Raw genomic sequence first — 16197 nt, forward strand, 5'->3', positions numbered from 1 at the left:
ACGCACCATGCTCCACCCGATATGCTGCCTATAATAGCATTTCATGCCAGCGGGAACAGCGGAACGGCTCTTAATCTCCCGCCCTACTGGCGAATGCCCTATTTTGCCGTGATATCTGCTGCATTTTTCATATTCTCTACCGTGCATTGTCGTCAGTTTGCCGGTAAATCAGTAAAATATGTTGAAAACGTCCCTATTCTGGAGATTACCGAATGTCCGTGTCCTTTTACAAGCAACTGGAACAGCAGCTTGCGACTACCCGTGCCGAAGGGTTGTTTAAAGAAGAACGTATTATCACTTCTGCGCAACAGGCCGATATCGCCGTCGCTGATGGCCGTCATGTGATCAATTTCTGCGCCAACAACTATTTGGGGTTGGCGAATCATCCGGCACTGATTGCTGCCGCGAAGGCGGGCATGGACAGCCACGGTTTTGGTATGGCATCGGTGCGCTTTATCTGCGGCACGCAGGACAGCCATAAACAACTGGAGCAGAAACTGGCCGATTTTCTGGGCATGGAAGATGCCATTCTGTACTCATCCTGTTACGACGCCAACGGCGGCCTGTTTGAAACCCTGCTCGGCCCAGAAGACGCCATCATCTCTGATGCGCTGAATCACGCCTCGATTATCGACGGGGTGCGTTTGTGCAAAGCCAAGCGTTACCGCTATGCCAACAACGATATGCAGGAGCTGGCTGAACAGCTCAAGCAGGCTAAGGCCGATGGCGCTCGCCACATTATGATCGCCACCGACGGGGTGTTCTCAATGGACGGCGTGATCGCCAACCTGCAAGGCGTGTGCGATCTGGCCGATGAGTACAATGCGCTGGTGATGGTAGACGACTCTCACGCGGTGGGTTTTGTCGGTGCGCACGGGCGTGGAACGCATGAATACTGCGAAGTGATGGGCCGCGTCGATATTATTACCGGCACATTGGGCAAGGCGCTCGGTGGTGCTTCCGGCGGCTATACCGCTGCGAAGAAAGAGGTGGTGGAGTGGTTGCGCCAGCGTTCGCGTCCGTACCTGTTCTCCAACTCACTGGCACCGGCGATCGTTGCCGCGTCAATCAAGGTGCTGGAACTGCTTGAAGACGGCGACGCGCTGCGCGATCGCCTGTGGGCCAACGCGCGCCTGTTCCGTGAAAAAATGACCGCGGCAGGTTTTACGCTTGTCGGTGCCGATCACGTCATCATCCCGGTGATGCTGGGTGAGGCGAAATTGGCACAGGATTTCGCCAATGCTTTGCTTAAGGAAGGCATTTATGTGACGGGCTTCTTCTATCCGGTGGTACCGAAAGGCCAGGCACGTATTCGCACCCAGATGTCTGCCGATCACTCACCGGAGCAGATTGAGCGTGCTGTTGCTGCGTTCATCCGTATCGGTAAAGAACTTGGAGTCATTGCATGAAAGCATTAGCAAAGCTGAAAGCGGAAGAAGGTATCTGGCTGACCGATGTGCCCGAGCCTGAACTGGGCCACAACGATGTGATGATCAAAATCCGCAAAACCGCGATTTGTGGCACCGATATGCATATCTACAACTGGGACGACTGGTCGCAGAAAACCATTCCGGTACCGATGGTAGTCGGCCACGAATACGTCGGTGAAGTGGTGGCGATCGGTCAGGAAGTCAAAGGTTTCAGCATCGGCGATCGCGTGTCCGGCGAAGGGCATATCACCTGCGGGCACTGCCGCAACTGCCGCGCTGGCCGCACGCATCTGTGCCGCAACACCATCGGCGTGGGGGTGAACCGCCCAGGGGCATTCGCGGAATATCTGGTGATTCCGGCCTTCAACGCGTTCAAAATCCCGGACAATATTTCCGACGAACTGGCCTCGATCTTCGATCCGTTTGGTAATGCGGTGCATACCGCGCTGTCTTTCGATCTGGTGGGTGAAGACGTGTTGGTTTCCGGCGCAGGCCCGATCGGCATTATGGCGGCTGCGGTGTGCAAACACGTGGGCGCGCGCCATGTGGTGATCACCGATGTGAATGAGTATCGCCTGGAGTTGGCGCGCAAAATGGGCGTGACGCGTGCGGTTAACGTCAGCAAAGAAAACCTGAACGATGTGATGGCCGAGTTGGGCATGACCGAAGGGTTCGACGTGGGCCTGGAGATGTCTGGCGCGCCACCGGCCTTCCGCACGCTGCTCAATGCCATGAACCACGGTGGCCGCATTGCGATGCTGGGGATCCCGCCATCGGACATGTCTATCGACTGGAATCAGGTGATCTTCAAAGGGCTGTTTATCAAAGGGATTTATGGCCGTGAGATGTTCGAAACCTGGTACAAGATGGCGGCACTGATCCAGTCTGGTCTGGATCTGACCCCGATGATCACTCACCGTTTCTCAATTGACGACTTCCAGCAGGGCTTTGATGCCATGCGTTCGGGGTTGTCTGGGAAAGTGGTGTTGAGCTGGGATTAATGTAATAGGCGGAGCTTGCGCTCCGCCTATTAATCTTATGGCGTAGTCTGCTCCGAACCCATCCAATACTGCCAATGGTGTTTCAGCAACAGCACCACCGGTGACTGCGCCACGCTCTCCCCAATCACCATCAGCGCTTTGCTGGCATTCACTTTTTCTTTCGGCAGCTTAATCTTGCACTGCTTGATTGCGCCGGTAAACGGATTCTTCGGTTGTGTTGTGTGCGGTTTCGGCGGTGGAACATAGCTGCCACCGCTTTGCTGCGGTTCATTCAGCAGGGCGCTGGGTTTTACCAGCACGATATCGCTCGGCAACGTGGCCAGCATTTGTTGCAGCACTTTCACCGTGGCCGGGCGCGGGTGGCCGATGGCGATGGCGGAACCGCTGCGGCGTGCCAACTCTACCGCACGGTTGAACTGGCGGCGGATATCGTCCGGATTGGCGGTATCGTCAAGAAACACTTTGCGTTTGATCACTTTGACATGGGTACCGGCCGCAGCGCGCATCGCCTGGCTGTTGCCGATGGTCATGCTGTCGAGAAAATAAAGCTGATAACCGTCGAGCGCCTGCATCACCCGTTGCATCCCCGGCAGGCTGGAGGTCATCGCGCTGCCCATATGGTTGTTCATCCCCACGGCATAGGGCACGTTATTGACCGCATTACGGATGAGGCGCTGAATTTCTTCGCTGCTCATTGAGGGTTGCAGCGTATTGGGTTCCAGTGATTGTTTGCTGAGCGGCGCCATTGGCATATGGATCAGCACTTCGCGCCCCTGGCTGTGGGCTTTGGTCGCCATCATCCGGGCGTGGGGCGCGTTGGGCAGTACGGCGACGGAGATGGCCGTGGGCATTTGCAGCACGGCGTTTTCTTCGTGCGGGCGATAGCCGACATCGTCAATCACGATAGAGAGCTTCCCGGCCTGTGCGGCACAGGCCAGCAGCAGAGAGCCCAGCAGGATGGCAGTACGCAATTTGGTATCGTGCACTCTATCTTCCCAACCACGGCAGTGGGTTAACGGCCTGACCCTGGCGACGGATTTCGAAATAGAGCGATGGCGTTCCCTGACCACCGCTGGTGCCTACCAGCGCGATAGGCTGGCCTGCGCGCACCTGCGCACCGACGTTGACCAGTGCGCTCTGGTTGTAACCATACAGGCTCATATCGCCTTTTCCGTGCTCGATCACCACCACCAGACCATAGCCTTGCAGCCAATCAGCAAGCAGGACGCGGCCATCGGCGATGGCTTTTACTTCGCTGCCTTCGGCTGCCGAGATCACCATGCCTTTCCAGCGTAATTCACCTTGCAGTTGTTCGCCAAAGCGATGCTCGGTACGGCCGCGCACTGGCCAAACGGCCTGCCCTTCAGGCCGACCTAAACCGCCGGTGCGCGCCATCAGTGAACGCTCACCTTCACTTGGCTGATAGCGAGTGCCGGTTTTCTTCGCCTGCTGTTCTTTGGCTTTAACCTGTTCACGCACTTTGGCTGCCTCACGCGCTTCGCGTTCTGCGCGGGCCCGGGCTTCACGCTCGGCGCGGGCGATCTGATCACGCAGGCGGGTTTCGTTCTGGCGCAGTTCCACCAGCCGCTGCTGATCTTTCTCCAGCGAGGCTTCCAGTGAAGTCAGGGTTTTCTTGCGTGCGCTGCGTGCCTGTTCCAGCTTCTGTTGCTGGGTTTGCTGCTCGCCGAGTAACGATTTCTGTTGGCCCTGTTTGGCCACCAGCGTGCCTTTCTGCTCGGCCAACTGCGTGCGGGTTTGTTGCAGTTGTTCAATGGATTGCTGGCGTGCCACATTCAGATAGCTGAAATAGGCCAGAATACGTTCGCTGCGCTGGCTCTCTTCACCGCTGAGGATCAGTTGCAACGCGCTGTGTTGCCCCTGCCGGAATGCGGCATCGAGCTGTTTGGCGAGCATTTCCTGCTGGGTAGACTGCTGTTTTTGCAGTTTGGCGATCGAGGTATTCAGGCCGGAAATATCTTTGCCCAGTTCGCTGAGCGTGCCTTGCGTATCACGCAGCGAACGGCTGGCCTGCGCGATGGTTTTTTCTTGCAGTTTGAGTTGTTCTTGCAATGAACTGCGTTGTTGTTGCTGTTGCTTAACCGCCTTTTCTTTTTCGGCGATGCTCTGTTGCAGGTCTTTGAGCTGGGATTTGTTGTCTTCTGCCGCATGGCTGGTTAACGGCAATAGCAGTGCGCCAGCGAAAAGTACGCTGGCGCAGACGGTGGTCAACGTGCGTAGCGCAGAGCATTCAGGCAGTAATTGGCTGCCTGAGCTTGCACTTCGGATGACCCTTGGTCGTGCAAAATTCGCCTTCTCCCTCATGGAGAAGGATTATTCCACGATGAACAGCGGCTTACCAGTCATCTCTTGCGGGATTTCCATGCCCATCAGTGCCAGCATGGTCGGTGCGATATCGGAAAGTTTGCCACCTTCAACCGCCTTGGCCGGTTTGCCGATGTAAATCAACGGCACTGGCAGGCTGGTGTGCGCGGTATGCGCCTGGCCGGTAGCCGGATCGCGCATCTGCTCGGCGTTACCGTGGTCCGCGGTGATCAGCAATTGGCCATCAACGGCTTTCACCGCATCAACCACCTGCGCAATGCAGTGGTCCAGCGTTTCTACCGCTTTGACTGCCGCATCATAAACGCCGGTATGGCCCACCATATCGCCGTTCGGGTAGTTACAGATAATGGCATCGTATTTGCCGCTGTGGATGGCGGTCAGTAGCTTTTCGGTCAGCTCTGCGGAACTCATTTCCGGTTGCAGATCGTAAGTCGCCACCTTTGGTGAGTTGATCAGCACGCGCTCTTCACCTTTGAACGGCTCTTCAACACCGCCGTTATAGAAGAAGGTGACGTGAGCGTATTTTTCGGTTTCTGAAATGCGCAGCTGGGTTTTTTCGTGCTTCATCAGCCACTCGCCGAAGGTGTTCGCCAGCGAAGCCGGTGGATAGGCACAGGTGGTCTGGATGTCGGCGGCGTATTCGGTCAGCATCACGAAATCACCGAATTTCACTACTTTGGACCGAGGGAAACCGTCGAAGTCGGCATTGATAAAGGCGCGGGTGATCTGGCGCGCGCGGTCGGCACGGAAGTTCATGAAGATCAACGCATCGCCGTCGTTCATCTGTGCCGTGGCTTCGCCTGCGGCCTGAATCACGGTTGGCTTCACGAATTCATCGTTTTCATCGCGGGCATAGGCGGCTTGCAGCGCGGCAACGGCGTTATCGGCGGTGTATTCGCCTTTGGCCTGGGTCATCAGATCGTAAGCCAGTTGCACGCGATCCCAACGGTTATCGCGGTCCATGGCGTAGTAACGGCCAATCACAGAAGCAATACGCCCGGCGCCCAGTTTGGCGAACTCATCACTGAAACGTTTCAGTGTGTTTTCAGCACTGCGCGGCGGGGTATCACGCCCATCCAGGAACGCATGCAGGTAAACGGCTTTGGCACCACGCTGTGCGGCGAGTTTGATCATCGCCAGAATGTGGTCTTCGTGGCTGTGCACGCCGCCAGGGGACATCAGGCCCATGATGTGGACTGCTTTGCCCGCTTTCACCGCGTTGTCTACCGCAGCGGTCAGGGTGGCGTTGGTGAAGAAGTCACCGTCTTTGATTTCTTTATCCAGGCGGGTCAGATCCTGATAAACGATGCGCCCAGCTCCCAGGTTGACGTGGCCCACTTCCGAGTTGCCCATCTGGCCATCAGGCAGACCAACATCCAGGCCGGAGGCGGCAATCAGGGTGTGCGGCTGTTTTTGCCACAGACGATCCATGACCGGCGTGTTGGCATTCAGGATCGCGTTGTCCTGCTGTTCTTCCCGGTGGCCATAACCGTCCAGGATCACCAGAACCATGGGCTTTTTCGTACTCGACATTGCTATAACCTCGTTATGATCGCTTAAGTTGTGAATAGCCATCAACCCATTGGAATGATGGCTATTCACCCTCCAGAACCGAATGATTTTACAACAAAGCCGGGCAAAAAGAGCCTAGAAAGATCAAAGTTGCGTTGAACAATGGCGACTTTCCTCGTGCCGTTGCGGTAATTTTTCGGCGCAGACCGCAGTTTCTGCATTCACGTTTGCTTATTGGCTGTATTTGCCGCATTCGGCAGGTATACTCTGAAACCTTGACTTATTTTCCCTTAACTGACGGGAGTTGTTACACCCCATGCTGCAAGAAATTATGCAATTTGTTAGCAGGCATCCCATACTGAGTCTGGCTTGGGTTGTGCTGTTGGCTGCTGTGATCGTCATGACCATCAAGAGCCGTTTCTCCAGAGTGAAAGAGATCACCCGCGGCGAAGCTATTCGCCTGATCAACAAAGAAGATGCTGTGGTGGTGGATACCCGCAGCCGGGATGATTTCCGTAAAGGTCACATCGCTAACGCCATCAATCTGACGGCGAGTGAGATCAAAAGTGGCAGCCTCGGCGAGTTGGAAAAGCACAAAGCCCAGCCGATCATTGTGGCTTGCGCCAACGGCACTACGTCGCGCGAGCCAGCAGAAAACCTGGGCAAAGCCGGTTTTGCCAGCGTTTATACCCTGAAAGACGGTATTGCGGGCTGGAGCGGTGAAAACCTGCCATTGGCACGCGGCAAGTAATTTGTTCACGTAGTTGTAGTTTAAGGTGGTTTTTTCCATGGCTAACATCGATATTTACACCAAGGCAACCTGCCCATTCTGCCATCGCGCCAAAGCGTTGCTGAACAGTAAGGGAGCTGCGTTCAACGAGATCGCCATCGATGGCGATAACGTGAAGCGCGAAGAGATGATTGCGCGCAGTGGGCGAACCACCGTGCCTCAGATTTTCATCAGCGGCCAGCACGTGGGTGGCTGCGATGATTTACATGCACTCGATGCTCGCGGTGGCCTTGATCCGCTGCTTTAAGCGGGTAGTTATACCCACAGGGCTTGGTGCTGCGGCTTGCAGTTTCAAGCCACCAGGGTATACCGGTTACTGAGTGTCAATAAGGATATTTAACTAAGGGTATCAGACAAATGTCAGAACAAAACACCACAGAGATGGCTTTCCAGATCCAACGTATTTACACCAAAGATATCTCTTTCGAAGCGCCAAACGCTCCGCAAGTATTCCAGCAGGAATGGCAGCCAGAAGTTAAACTTGATCTGGATACTGCTTCCAGTCAACTGACTGATGGCGTGTATGAAGTGGTACTGCGCGTAACCGTAACGGCGTCTTTGGGCGAAGAAACTGCGTTCCTGTGTGAAGTTCAGCAGGCGGGCATCTTCTCCATTGCCGGGATCGAAGGGACGCAGCTGGCGCACTGCCTGGGTGCATACTGCCCGAACATCCTGTTCCCGTATGCGCGTGAGTGCATCACCAGCCTGGTTTCTCGCGGTACATTCCCGCAACTGAACCTGGCACCGGTCAACTTTGACGCGCTGTTCATGAGCTATCTGCAACAGCAGCAACAGCAGGCCGAAAGCGAAGGTGCCGAACCACATCAGGATGCCTGATGAACACCGTCAATGCTTCAATGACTGTTATCGGTGCCGGCTCGTACGGCACCGCATTAGCGATTACGCTGGCGCGTAACGGCCACCCGGTCATATTGTGGGGGCATATCCCCGAAAAAATTCAGATTATGCAGCGCGATCGCTGCAATCAGGCGTTCCTTCCCGACGTTGCTTTCCCCGATACCTTGCTGCTCGAAGCCGATCTGGCCCGCGCGCTGGCGGCCAGCCGTGATGTGCTGGTGGTGGTGCCGAGCCATGTATTTGGTGACGTGCTGCGCCAGTTGAAACCGCATCTGCGCCCGGATGCCCGCATCGTGTGGGCCACCAAAGGCCTGGAAGCGGAAACCGGCCGGTTGCTGCAAGACGTGGCGCGCGAAGCACTGGGAGAAAATATTCCGCTGGCGGTGATCTCTGGGCCGACGTTTGCCAAAGAGCTGGCTGCCGGGCTGCCGACGGCGATCGCGTTGGCGGCCACCGATGAGCAGTTTGCCGAAGATTTGCAGCAGTTGCTGCACTGCGGCAAAAGCTTTCGCGTGTACAGCAACCCCGATTTCATCGGGGTGCAGTTGGGCGGCGCGGTAAAAAACGTCATCGCCATCGGCGCTGGGATGTCCGACGGCATCGGTTTTGGTGCCAACGCGCGTACCGCGTTGATCACCCGTGGGCTGGCGGAAATGAGCCGTCTTGGTTCCGCGTTGGGAGCCGATCCATCGACGTTTATGGGCATGGCGGGGTTGGGTGATCTGGTGTTAACCTGCACGGATAATCAATCGCGCAACCGGCGTTTCGGTATTATGCTGGGGCAGGGTATGGATGTGAATGAAGCACAGGCCAGCATTGGGCAAGTGGTGGAAGGCTATCGCAATACCAAAGAGGTGTTGGCGCTGGCGCAACGCCATGGTGTGGAAATGCCGATTACCGAGCAGATCTATCAGGTGCTGTACTGTGATAAAAATGCCCGCGAGGCTGCGCTGAGTCTGCTTGGGCGTACCAGAAAAGACGAAAAACACAGCGCTTGACCTAAGGAAGGGTTCAGGACCAGAAGTCTTGTGCCTCAGGATTGGATTGAGCCACCTTGCCGGAAACCCTGGCAAGGTGGCTTGTTTTGTAAGGCAGAGAGGAAAGCGATGTCAGTAGAAGAGTTAGAGCAGGTCTGGAGCAATATAAAATCAGAGGCGAGAGCACTGGCTGATTGTGAACCGATGCTGGCTAGCTTTTTCCACGCGACGTTGCTTAAGCATGAAAACCTGGGCAGTGCGCTCAGTTATATCCTAGCCAACAAGCTGGCCAATCCGATCATGCCAGCAATTGCCGTGCGTGAAGTGGCTGAAGACGCCTACCGCTCTGATTCCCAAATGATTGTTTCGGCGGCCCGCGATATTCTTGCGGTGCGGCTGCGCGACCCGGCGGTGGATAAATACTCTACGCCACTGCTGTACCTCAAAGGTTTTCACGCTTTACAGGCCTACCGCATTGCGCACTGGCTGTGGATGCAGGGGCGGCAGGCCCTGGCGGTTTACCTGCAAAATCAGATCTCTGTCGCCTTTAGCGTGGATATCCACCCGGCGGCCACCATCGGCTGCGGCATCATGCTCGATCATGCGACCGGCATTGTGATCGGTGAAACCGCGGTGGTGGAGAATAACGTCTCTATCCTGCAATCGGTGACCCTCGGCGGGACCGGTAAAACCAGCGGCGATCGCCACCCTAAAATCCGTGAAGGCGTGATGATTGGCGCAGGTGCCAAAATTCTCGGCAATATCGAAGTGGGCAAAGGGGCGAAAATCGGTGCCGGTTCGGTAGTACTGCACTCTGTGCCACCTCATACCACTGCCGCGGGCGTGCCTGCCCGCCTCGTCGGGCGGCCTGAAAGCGATACGCCATCAATGGATATGGATCAGTATTTCAACGGCGTGAATCATGGGTTTGAATATGGCGACGGGATTTGACCCGCCGCCTTATCATTGTTACTCCAGATAAAACACTTCACGTAGTGCCGAGCTGACCGGGCTGTGATCCGGGTTGCTCGGCATCACGTCGCCCATAAAACGCCACCAGCGCTGGCAGGCGTCGGTATTAGCCACGGCGTTCCAACGCTCTTCCGACTCGATCTCAACATAGCCAAACAGCAGGTTGCGCGCTTCGTCCAGAAAGATGGAGTAGTGGTGCGCACCGTGATCTTTCAGCACCTGTTCCAGCTCTGGCCAGATCGGGTTATGGCGCTGCTGATATTCCGCGTGAGCGCCCGGGTTAACCTGCATCACGAAAGCTTTACGGATCATGGATTTTCCTCCGCCATTACAGCGCCGCTAAATACAGCTCACGCACCTGTTCGCGATCGGCCGGGCGTGGGTTGCACGGTGCACAAGGGTCGGCCAGCGCTTTATCCAGCCAGTTCTCAATATCGGCTTCTTTGATACCGAGCGCCGAGAACCCGGCAGGGATCCCTACGCGCAACGAAAGCGCGCGAATAGCGGCGATCGCCTGATGGCTGGCCAACTCTTCATCCATTCCCTGGGTATCCACGCCCAACGCCTGCGCGATACGGGCGAAACGTGTAACAGCATTGGGGCGGTTAAACGCCTCAATCACCGGCAGCAGAATGGCATTACACACGCCGTGCGGCAGATTGTGGGTGGCGCCGGGCTGGTGGGCCAGCGCATGCACCAGACCAAGCCCGGCACTGTTGAACGCCATACCCGCCAGATATTGGCCATAAGCCATCATTTCCCGCGCCTGCAGGTTTTTACCGTCGTCCACTGCGGCGGGTAGCCAGGTACCAATCAGGCGAATCGCTTCCAAGGCCGAATGATCGGTCAACGGATGGGCTCCGACAGAAACATAAGCTTCTATTGCATGAGTCAGTGCATCCATGCCGGTGGCGGCGGTCACGCTGGAGGGAATGTTCAGCATCACAGCCGGATCGTCCACGGCAATATCGGGGATGATATTGGTGTCGATAATCACTTCTTTGACGTGGCGCTGGCTGTCGATGATTACCGCATTGCTGGTCATCTCGGCCGCGGTGCCTGCGGTGGTATTGATGGCGACCAGCGGCGCACCCGCCTGTTTGACCTTACCGACGCCGGAATAGGCGGTGGAAGGGCCAGGGTTGCCGGTGAGGATTTTGATCGCTTTGGCGGTGTCGATCGGGCTACCGCCGCCGAAGGCAATCAGGTAGTCACACTGGTGTTGCTTGAACGCTTGCCAGCCTTTTTGCACCAGTTCTTCGGTTGGATTGGGGAACACCTCACTGAACATCGCGTAGGGCAGTGCCTGTTGTTGCAGGGCGCTGAGCAGCCCTTCCAGCAGGCCAAGCTCAACCAACTGACCATCGGTGACGATCAGCGCTTTGCCCCATTGTTTTTGCGCCAGCAGCTTAACCATATCTTCGATGGCGCCACAGCCGTGTAAACTGATTTTCGGTAATGCCAGCATGAAACTCATATGTATTACTCCTGAAGTGAGAATGCATTGTGATGCGCCCACCTACGTGGACGCAGGGAATGCATTCTCAGTCCTCAAGCGCCGCTGCCAGCGGCGTGACGCCAAAGCGCTGGGCCAGCGCGGCTAACTGGCTGCCAGAAATGGTCTGCTTCTTGCCGCCCATCGACAGCACTTTCACCATGATTTCGGCAGATTTTTCTGCGGTATCGATCAGGCCGAAAGCGTCATCCAGCGTTGGGCCGGTGCCGAAAATGCCGTGGAACGGCCACAGCACCAGGCTGTGCGCCTGCATCTGTTCGGCGGTCTGGGTGCCGATCCCGTCGGTGCCCGGCACCATCCACGGCACGATGCCGATGCCATCCGGGAACACCACCAGGCATTCGGTGCTGCCTTCCCACAACAGGCGGGTAAAGCGGGCATTATCCAGCTCCTGCACAAAGCTCAGCGCGATCAGGTTGGTGGCGTGGCAGTGCATGATGACGCGATCGCTGCCACCGCTAACCTGCATACGCACGATGTGCGACTGGAAGTGGGCGGCCAGTTCCGAGGTCGGCAGGCCGCCTTGCGAAAGCCCCCAGTGGATGTGATAGGCGGTGCCGTTATGGTTGAGTTGCAGCAGCACCAGATTTTCTTCTGGGGCCAGTTGCACGTTGCGGAAGAACTTGCCGGATCCGGTCACCAGGAACCAGCAGTTGGCCAGTTCGCTGGCCGGTTGCGTCAGTTCTACGCAGCGCGGCTGGGCAGCGAAGTCGCTACGGAAGGGGGCGACGTCTTCCGCCGTCAGCCGTAGGCTGATATTGCCGCCGTTGCGTTCATCCCAGCCTTTGAGCCACATATCGCTGGTGGCCTTGATCATGCCCTGGATAAACCAGGAGGAAAGTAGCTGTTGCATTGCGGTGTGTCCTTAACGTTGGCTGAGAATCTGTTGTTCGTAACTGCGCACGTTATCGAGCCAACTGGCATCGGCCGGGACATCGTTACGCTGGCAGTAGGTTTCCCACACGGCTTGCCACGGCAGGCATTTTTGCTCTTCCAGCAGGGCCAAGCGTGCGGTGTAATCGCCGCGCTGTTCGACCTGCCGCAGCATTTCGGTTGGCTCAAGCAGGGCGCGCAGCAGCGCTTTTTTCATATTGCGCGTACCGATCACCCAGGCAGCGATGCGATTGATCGAGGCATCGAAGAAATCCAGGCCGATATGTACGCGGTTGAACAGGTTGTGGCGCACGATCTCACTGGCGATGGCCTGGGTTTCGTCATCCAGCAATACCACGTGATCGCTGTCCCAGCGCACCGGGCGGCTGACGTGTAGCAACAGGCGCGGTACGTACAGCATGGCACTGGAGATTTTGTCGGAGATCACTTCGGTGGGGTGGAAGTGCCCGGCGTCTAGGCACAGCGCGGTCTGGCGGCTGGTGGCGTAGCCGAGATAGAACTCATTGGAGCCGACGGTGTAGCTTTCTGCACCGATGCCGAACAGCTTGCTTTCTACGGCGTCGATATGGTGAGCCGGGTCGAGTTTTTCGGCGATCACTTCATCCAGCGCGCTCAGCAAACGCTGGCGTGGGGCCAAGCGATCGATCGGCGTGTCTTTCATGCCATCCGGGATCCAGATATTCATCACCGAAGGCGTGCCGAGCTGTTCGCCGAAATAGGCAGAAACCCGGCGGCTGGCCTGGCAGTGTTCAATCCAGAACTGGCGGATGTCTGGATCGGCGTGTGACAGGGTAAAACCGTCCGCGCTCAGCGGGTGCGAGAAACACGAAGGGTTGAAATCCAGGCCCAGCCGGTGCCGTTTTGCCCATTCCACCCAGTTCTTGAAATGGCGCGGTTCAATCTGGTTACGTGCCACCGGCGTCTCGGATTCGAGATAAATCGCGTGCAGATTCAGGCGTTTCGGGCCAGGGATCAGCGCCAATGCCTGCTCCAGATCGGCACGTAGCTCTTTGGCATTACGCGCTTTGCCGGGGTAGTTGCCGGTGGCCTGAATGCCGCCGGTCAGCGAGCCTTCCGGGTTTTCAAAACCGGCCACGTCATCACCCTGCCAGCAGTGCATAGAAACTGGCAGAGTATCCAGCGCTTGAATGGCGGCCTCAACGTCAACGCCAACGGCGGCAAAGCGCTGTTTTGCCAGTTCCCAGGCTTGTTCAATAGAGCTTTTCATATGCAAAGTTCCTTAGGTAATTGACTCAACGACTGAAATTGCGGCCAGTGGGCGGCAAAGTCGGGATTGTCGCGAGGGGTGAAATGTTGCAGCGGGAAATTCTGCGCCACGATGCGGCGGAATTGCCCGATATCGGCGACGGCATCCAAGGCCATCAACTGGCAGCCGACGTTGCCCAGCGTAGAGGCTTCGATCGGCCCGGCGCTGATGGCTAGCCCGCAGGCATCGGCACACAGCTGATTGAGAAAATGGTTTTGGCTGCCGCCGCCGACGATATGCAAATGGCTCAGCGGGCGGCCATGCAGGGTGGCCAACTCCTGTGCCACCTGGCGGTAGAGCATGGCCAGGCTGTCGAAGATACAGCGCACCAACTGTGCAGGCGTTTTCGGTATCGGCATGTCCTGTTCACGGCAATAAGCCTGAATGGTTTGGCACATATTGGCCGGGTTGATAAAGCGATCGTCATTGGGGTTGATCAACGAGCGGCAGGCGGGTTGTTGCGCAGCCAGGGCGATCAACGCCGGTAAATCGCTGATATTCAGTTCCTGAGTGGCACGTTGCAGCAGCCACAGGCCCATGATGTTTTTCAGCACCCGATAACCGGTTGCGCCGCCCTCGTTGGTGATATTGGTTGCTAGCGAGCGGGAATTAACAATTGGTACCGGGCTTTCAATGCCCATCAGCGACCAGGTGCCGGAACTGAGGTAGGCGGCATTGGCATCCTGCAACGGCGTGGCGAGCACCGCGCTGGCAGTATCATGAGTCGCCACGGCAATCACTGGCACTTGCTGGCCGCTGGCGCTGGTCCAGTAACCCACACGGTTGCCCGGCGGGGTCGGTTTACCGAACCAACGTGATGGCACACCCGCCCAGGCCAGCAGTTCGGCATCCCATTGGTCAGTCTCGATATTCAGTAATTGGGTGGTGCTGGCGTTGGTGTATTCCCAGTTCAATTGCCCGGTCAGCCGGAAGTGCAGATAGTCTGGGATCAGCAGCAGGTGCGCCACGCGCTCCAGCAACTCAGGCTGCTGCTCGCGCAAGGCCCGTAGTTGATACAAGGTGTTGAAGGGCAAAAATTGAATGCCGGTGCGCTGATAGATATTGCTCCGCCCGAGCGTGCGTTGGGCTTGCGCCATCACGCCCTGCGTGCGGGCATCGCGGTAAGAAACCGCTTGGCCGACACGCTCGCCCTGGGCATCCAGCAGCACAAAATCCACTCCCCATGTGTCGATACCGATGCTGTCGAGCACGATGCCCTGCTCATCAAGCTGCGCGAGCGCCTGGCGGATGTGGTGCTCCAACGCATCCAAGTCCCAGCAGTCCTGCCCATTCCGCTGTTGCAAACGGTTGGTAAAACGGCTGACTTCGCGTAGCTGGAGCCGTTGTTGTTCCGGTTGATAACTGGCCAGCATCACGCGCCCGCTAGAGGCACCCAGATCGATGGCAGCAATGTTGCGTGTAGTCATGAGAGAAAGCCCGTTATTGCTTGATGACGGGCAGTGTAGAAAGTTGCGGGTAGCGAAGCCTTCTCGCTACTGCCAAGGCCGAGAGTGGGTTGGCAAAATGGCAAAGGTAAAGGTGAAGCAGCTCACAGTTTGCCATTCAGCCCGGTTTTCTGCGGGTTGTGACCTTGCTCGCATTTCTCAACATTGCTGCGGCTTTCTTAAAAAACGCACCGATTTAGCGTGCTTTTTGGTCAAAACCTTAAGGTATCTTCCTTGATGCTTCTCTTACTATCGTTAACCGACGTTGCGCGGTAATCCCGCCGCGCCAAGGAGCGGGGGGTAAGATGAATCTATTACACAGTAGTGATTTTTTCCCTTCCTGTAGCGCGCCCGTGGTGATTGAACCCCGTGAACCGCAGCAGGCTTTTCCAGAACATCATCATGATTTTTACGAAATCGTGATTGTTGAGCAGGGGGCCGGTGTCCATGTGTTCAACGGCAACCCCTATACCCTTAACAGTGGCTGCGTCTGTTTTGTGCGCGATCACGATCGCCATCTGTTTGAGCAGACCGATGGTTTAATCCTGACCAATATTCTGTTCCGCGCTCCAGGGGCGTTCCGCTTTATTTCCGGCGTGGAACAATTTCTGCCCCGCGAGCGCGACGGCATTTATCCCGCGCACTGGCGTATCAACCATCAGGTGTTACAACAGGTTAAACAGCTGATTGCATTACTGATGAGTGCGCCAGCAGGTGACCAGCCGGAAGATATTGCGCTGCATGAAAGCTGGTTTATGCAACTGCTGGTGCAGTTGTGGCGCGGGTGCATGGCGCGGCAGGGCGACGATCAGGAAGGGCGTTTACACCAACTGTTGGACTGGTTGCAAAGCCATTACGCCGAACAGATCGAGTGGCCGGAACTGGCAGAACGCTTTGCCATACCGTTACGCACGCTGCACCGGCAGTTGAAGGGCCATACCAATATGACGCCGCAGCGTTATCTGACCCACCTGCGCCTGTTGCAGGCGCGCCATATGCTGTGCCATAGCGACAGCAGCATTACCGATATCGCGTTCCGCTGCGGTTTTGGCGACAGTAACCACTTCTCAACGCTGTTCAAGCGTGAGTTTACCTGCCCGCCGCGGGCGCTGCGGGGTTTGCGTTAGCGGCGTGAAACCGCGACTGCGTCAATTTTCCTCGATCTACGTTCGGCAATAATGCTGATGGTGAA

General features: G+C 56.8%; 16 protein-coding genes. 8 read left to right on the forward strand and 8 right to left on the reverse strand.

The window, feature by feature from the left end:
- Positions 1–212 precede the first annotated feature (212 nt).
- Both kbl and tdh read left to right on the forward strand, forming a co-directional pair.
- Complete coding sequence (gene kbl, locus ACX9GT_RS00435; RefSeq protein ID WP_473189336.1) at positions 213–1409, forward strand: glycine C-acetyltransferase; 1197 nt, start codon at positions 213–215, stop codon at positions 1407–1409.
- Complete coding sequence (tdh, locus tag ACX9GT_RS00440; RefSeq protein WP_473189337.1) at positions 1406–2431, forward strand: L-threonine 3-dehydrogenase; 1026 nt, start codon at positions 1406–1408, stop codon at positions 2429–2431. The genes kbl and tdh overlap by 4 nt, the downstream gene beginning before the upstream one ends.
- Positions 2432–2466: 35 nt before the next feature.
- Here tdh and ACX9GT_RS00445 read toward each other — a convergent pair whose 3' ends face one another.
- The 3 genes from ACX9GT_RS00445 to gpmM are packed head-to-tail and all read right to left on the reverse strand — an operon-like array spanning position 2467 to position 6307.
- Complete coding sequence (locus ACX9GT_RS00445; RefSeq protein ID WP_473189338.1) at positions 2467–3417, reverse strand: divergent polysaccharide deacetylase family protein; 951 nt, start codon at positions 3415–3417, stop codon at positions 2467–2469.
- A gap of 1 nt (position 3418) precedes the next feature.
- Complete coding sequence (gene envC / locus ACX9GT_RS00450; RefSeq protein ID WP_473189339.1) at positions 3419–4753, reverse strand: murein hydrolase activator EnvC; 1335 nt, start codon at positions 4751–4753, stop codon at positions 3419–3421.
- A gap of 9 nt (positions 4754–4762) precedes the next feature.
- Positions 4763–6307: a 2,3-bisphosphoglycerate-independent phosphoglycerate mutase gene (gpmM, locus tag ACX9GT_RS00455; RefSeq protein WP_473189340.1), complete on the reverse strand. Its 1545-nt coding sequence runs from the start codon at positions 6305–6307 to the stop codon at positions 4763–4765.
- Positions 6308–6602: 295 nt separating this feature from the next.
- Between gpmM and ACX9GT_RS00460 the strand changes: the two genes are divergently transcribed.
- From ACX9GT_RS00460 to cysE, 5 genes are all read left to right on the forward strand, one after another.
- Positions 6603–7037, forward strand: a complete 435-nt coding sequence (locus ACX9GT_RS00460; RefSeq protein WP_473189341.1) for a rhodanese-like domain-containing protein — start codon at positions 6603–6605, stop codon at positions 7035–7037.
- A gap of 37 nt (positions 7038–7074) precedes the next feature.
- Entirely contained in the window at positions 7075–7323 is a 249-nt protein-coding gene (grxC, locus tag ACX9GT_RS00465; protein ID WP_473189342.1) for a glutaredoxin 3, read from the forward strand.
- Between the two features lie 110 nt (positions 7324–7433).
- On the forward strand, positions 7434–7913 hold the full coding sequence (gene secB, locus ACX9GT_RS00470) for a protein-export chaperone SecB (protein ID WP_473189343.1): 480 nt from the start codon (positions 7434–7436) through the stop codon (positions 7911–7913).
- Positions 7913–8932, forward strand: coding sequence for an NAD(P)H-dependent glycerol-3-phosphate dehydrogenase (gene gpsA / locus ACX9GT_RS00475; RefSeq protein WP_473189344.1), 1020 nt, complete (start codon positions 7913–7915; stop codon positions 8930–8932). Before secB ends, gpsA begins: the two co-directional genes overlap by 1 nt.
- A 108-nt stretch (positions 8933–9040) precedes the next feature.
- Positions 9041–9862, forward strand: coding sequence for a serine O-acetyltransferase (gene cysE, locus ACX9GT_RS00480; RefSeq protein ID WP_473189345.1), 822 nt, complete (start codon positions 9041–9043; stop codon positions 9860–9862).
- An 18-nt stretch (positions 9863–9880) separates the two neighbouring features.
- Here cysE and rhaM read toward each other — a convergent pair whose 3' ends face one another.
- The 5 genes from rhaM to rhaB all read right to left on the reverse strand — a co-directional run bounded on the left by rhaM (position 9881) and on the right by rhaB (position 14933).
- Positions 9881–10195, reverse strand: coding sequence for an L-rhamnose mutarotase (gene rhaM / locus ACX9GT_RS00485; RefSeq protein WP_473189346.1), 315 nt, complete (start codon positions 10193–10195; stop codon positions 9881–9883).
- 16 nt (positions 10196–10211) lie between these two features.
- Positions 10212–11360 (reverse strand): lactaldehyde reductase, encoded by a 1149-nt coding sequence (gene fucO, locus ACX9GT_RS00490; protein ID WP_473189347.1) that lies wholly within the window; start codon positions 11358–11360, stop codon positions 10212–10214.
- A 67-nt stretch (positions 11361–11427) separates the two neighbouring features.
- Positions 11428–12252, reverse strand: coding sequence for a rhamnulose-1-phosphate aldolase (gene rhaD / locus ACX9GT_RS00495; RefSeq protein WP_473189348.1), 825 nt, complete (start codon positions 12250–12252; stop codon positions 11428–11430).
- Positions 12253–12264: 12 nt separating this feature from the next.
- Complete coding sequence (locus tag ACX9GT_RS00500) at positions 12265–13521, reverse strand: L-rhamnose isomerase (RefSeq protein WP_473189349.1); 1257 nt, start codon at positions 13519–13521, stop codon at positions 12265–12267.
- Entirely contained in the window at positions 13518–14933 is a 1416-nt protein-coding gene (gene rhaB, locus ACX9GT_RS00505) for a rhamnulokinase (RefSeq protein ID WP_473191474.1), read from the reverse strand. Before rhaB ends, ACX9GT_RS00500 begins: the two co-directional genes overlap by 4 nt.
- Before the next feature lie 377 nt (positions 14934–15310).
- On the opposite strand from rhaB, the gene rhaS reads away from it, so the two are divergent.
- Positions 15311–16132, forward strand: a complete 822-nt coding sequence (gene rhaS / locus ACX9GT_RS00510) for an HTH-type transcriptional activator RhaS (protein ID WP_473189350.1) — start codon at positions 15311–15313, stop codon at positions 16130–16132.
- Positions 16133–16197 lie beyond the last annotated feature (65 nt).

The sequence above is a fragment of the Serratia sp. YWN4 genome, assembly GCF_055790845.1.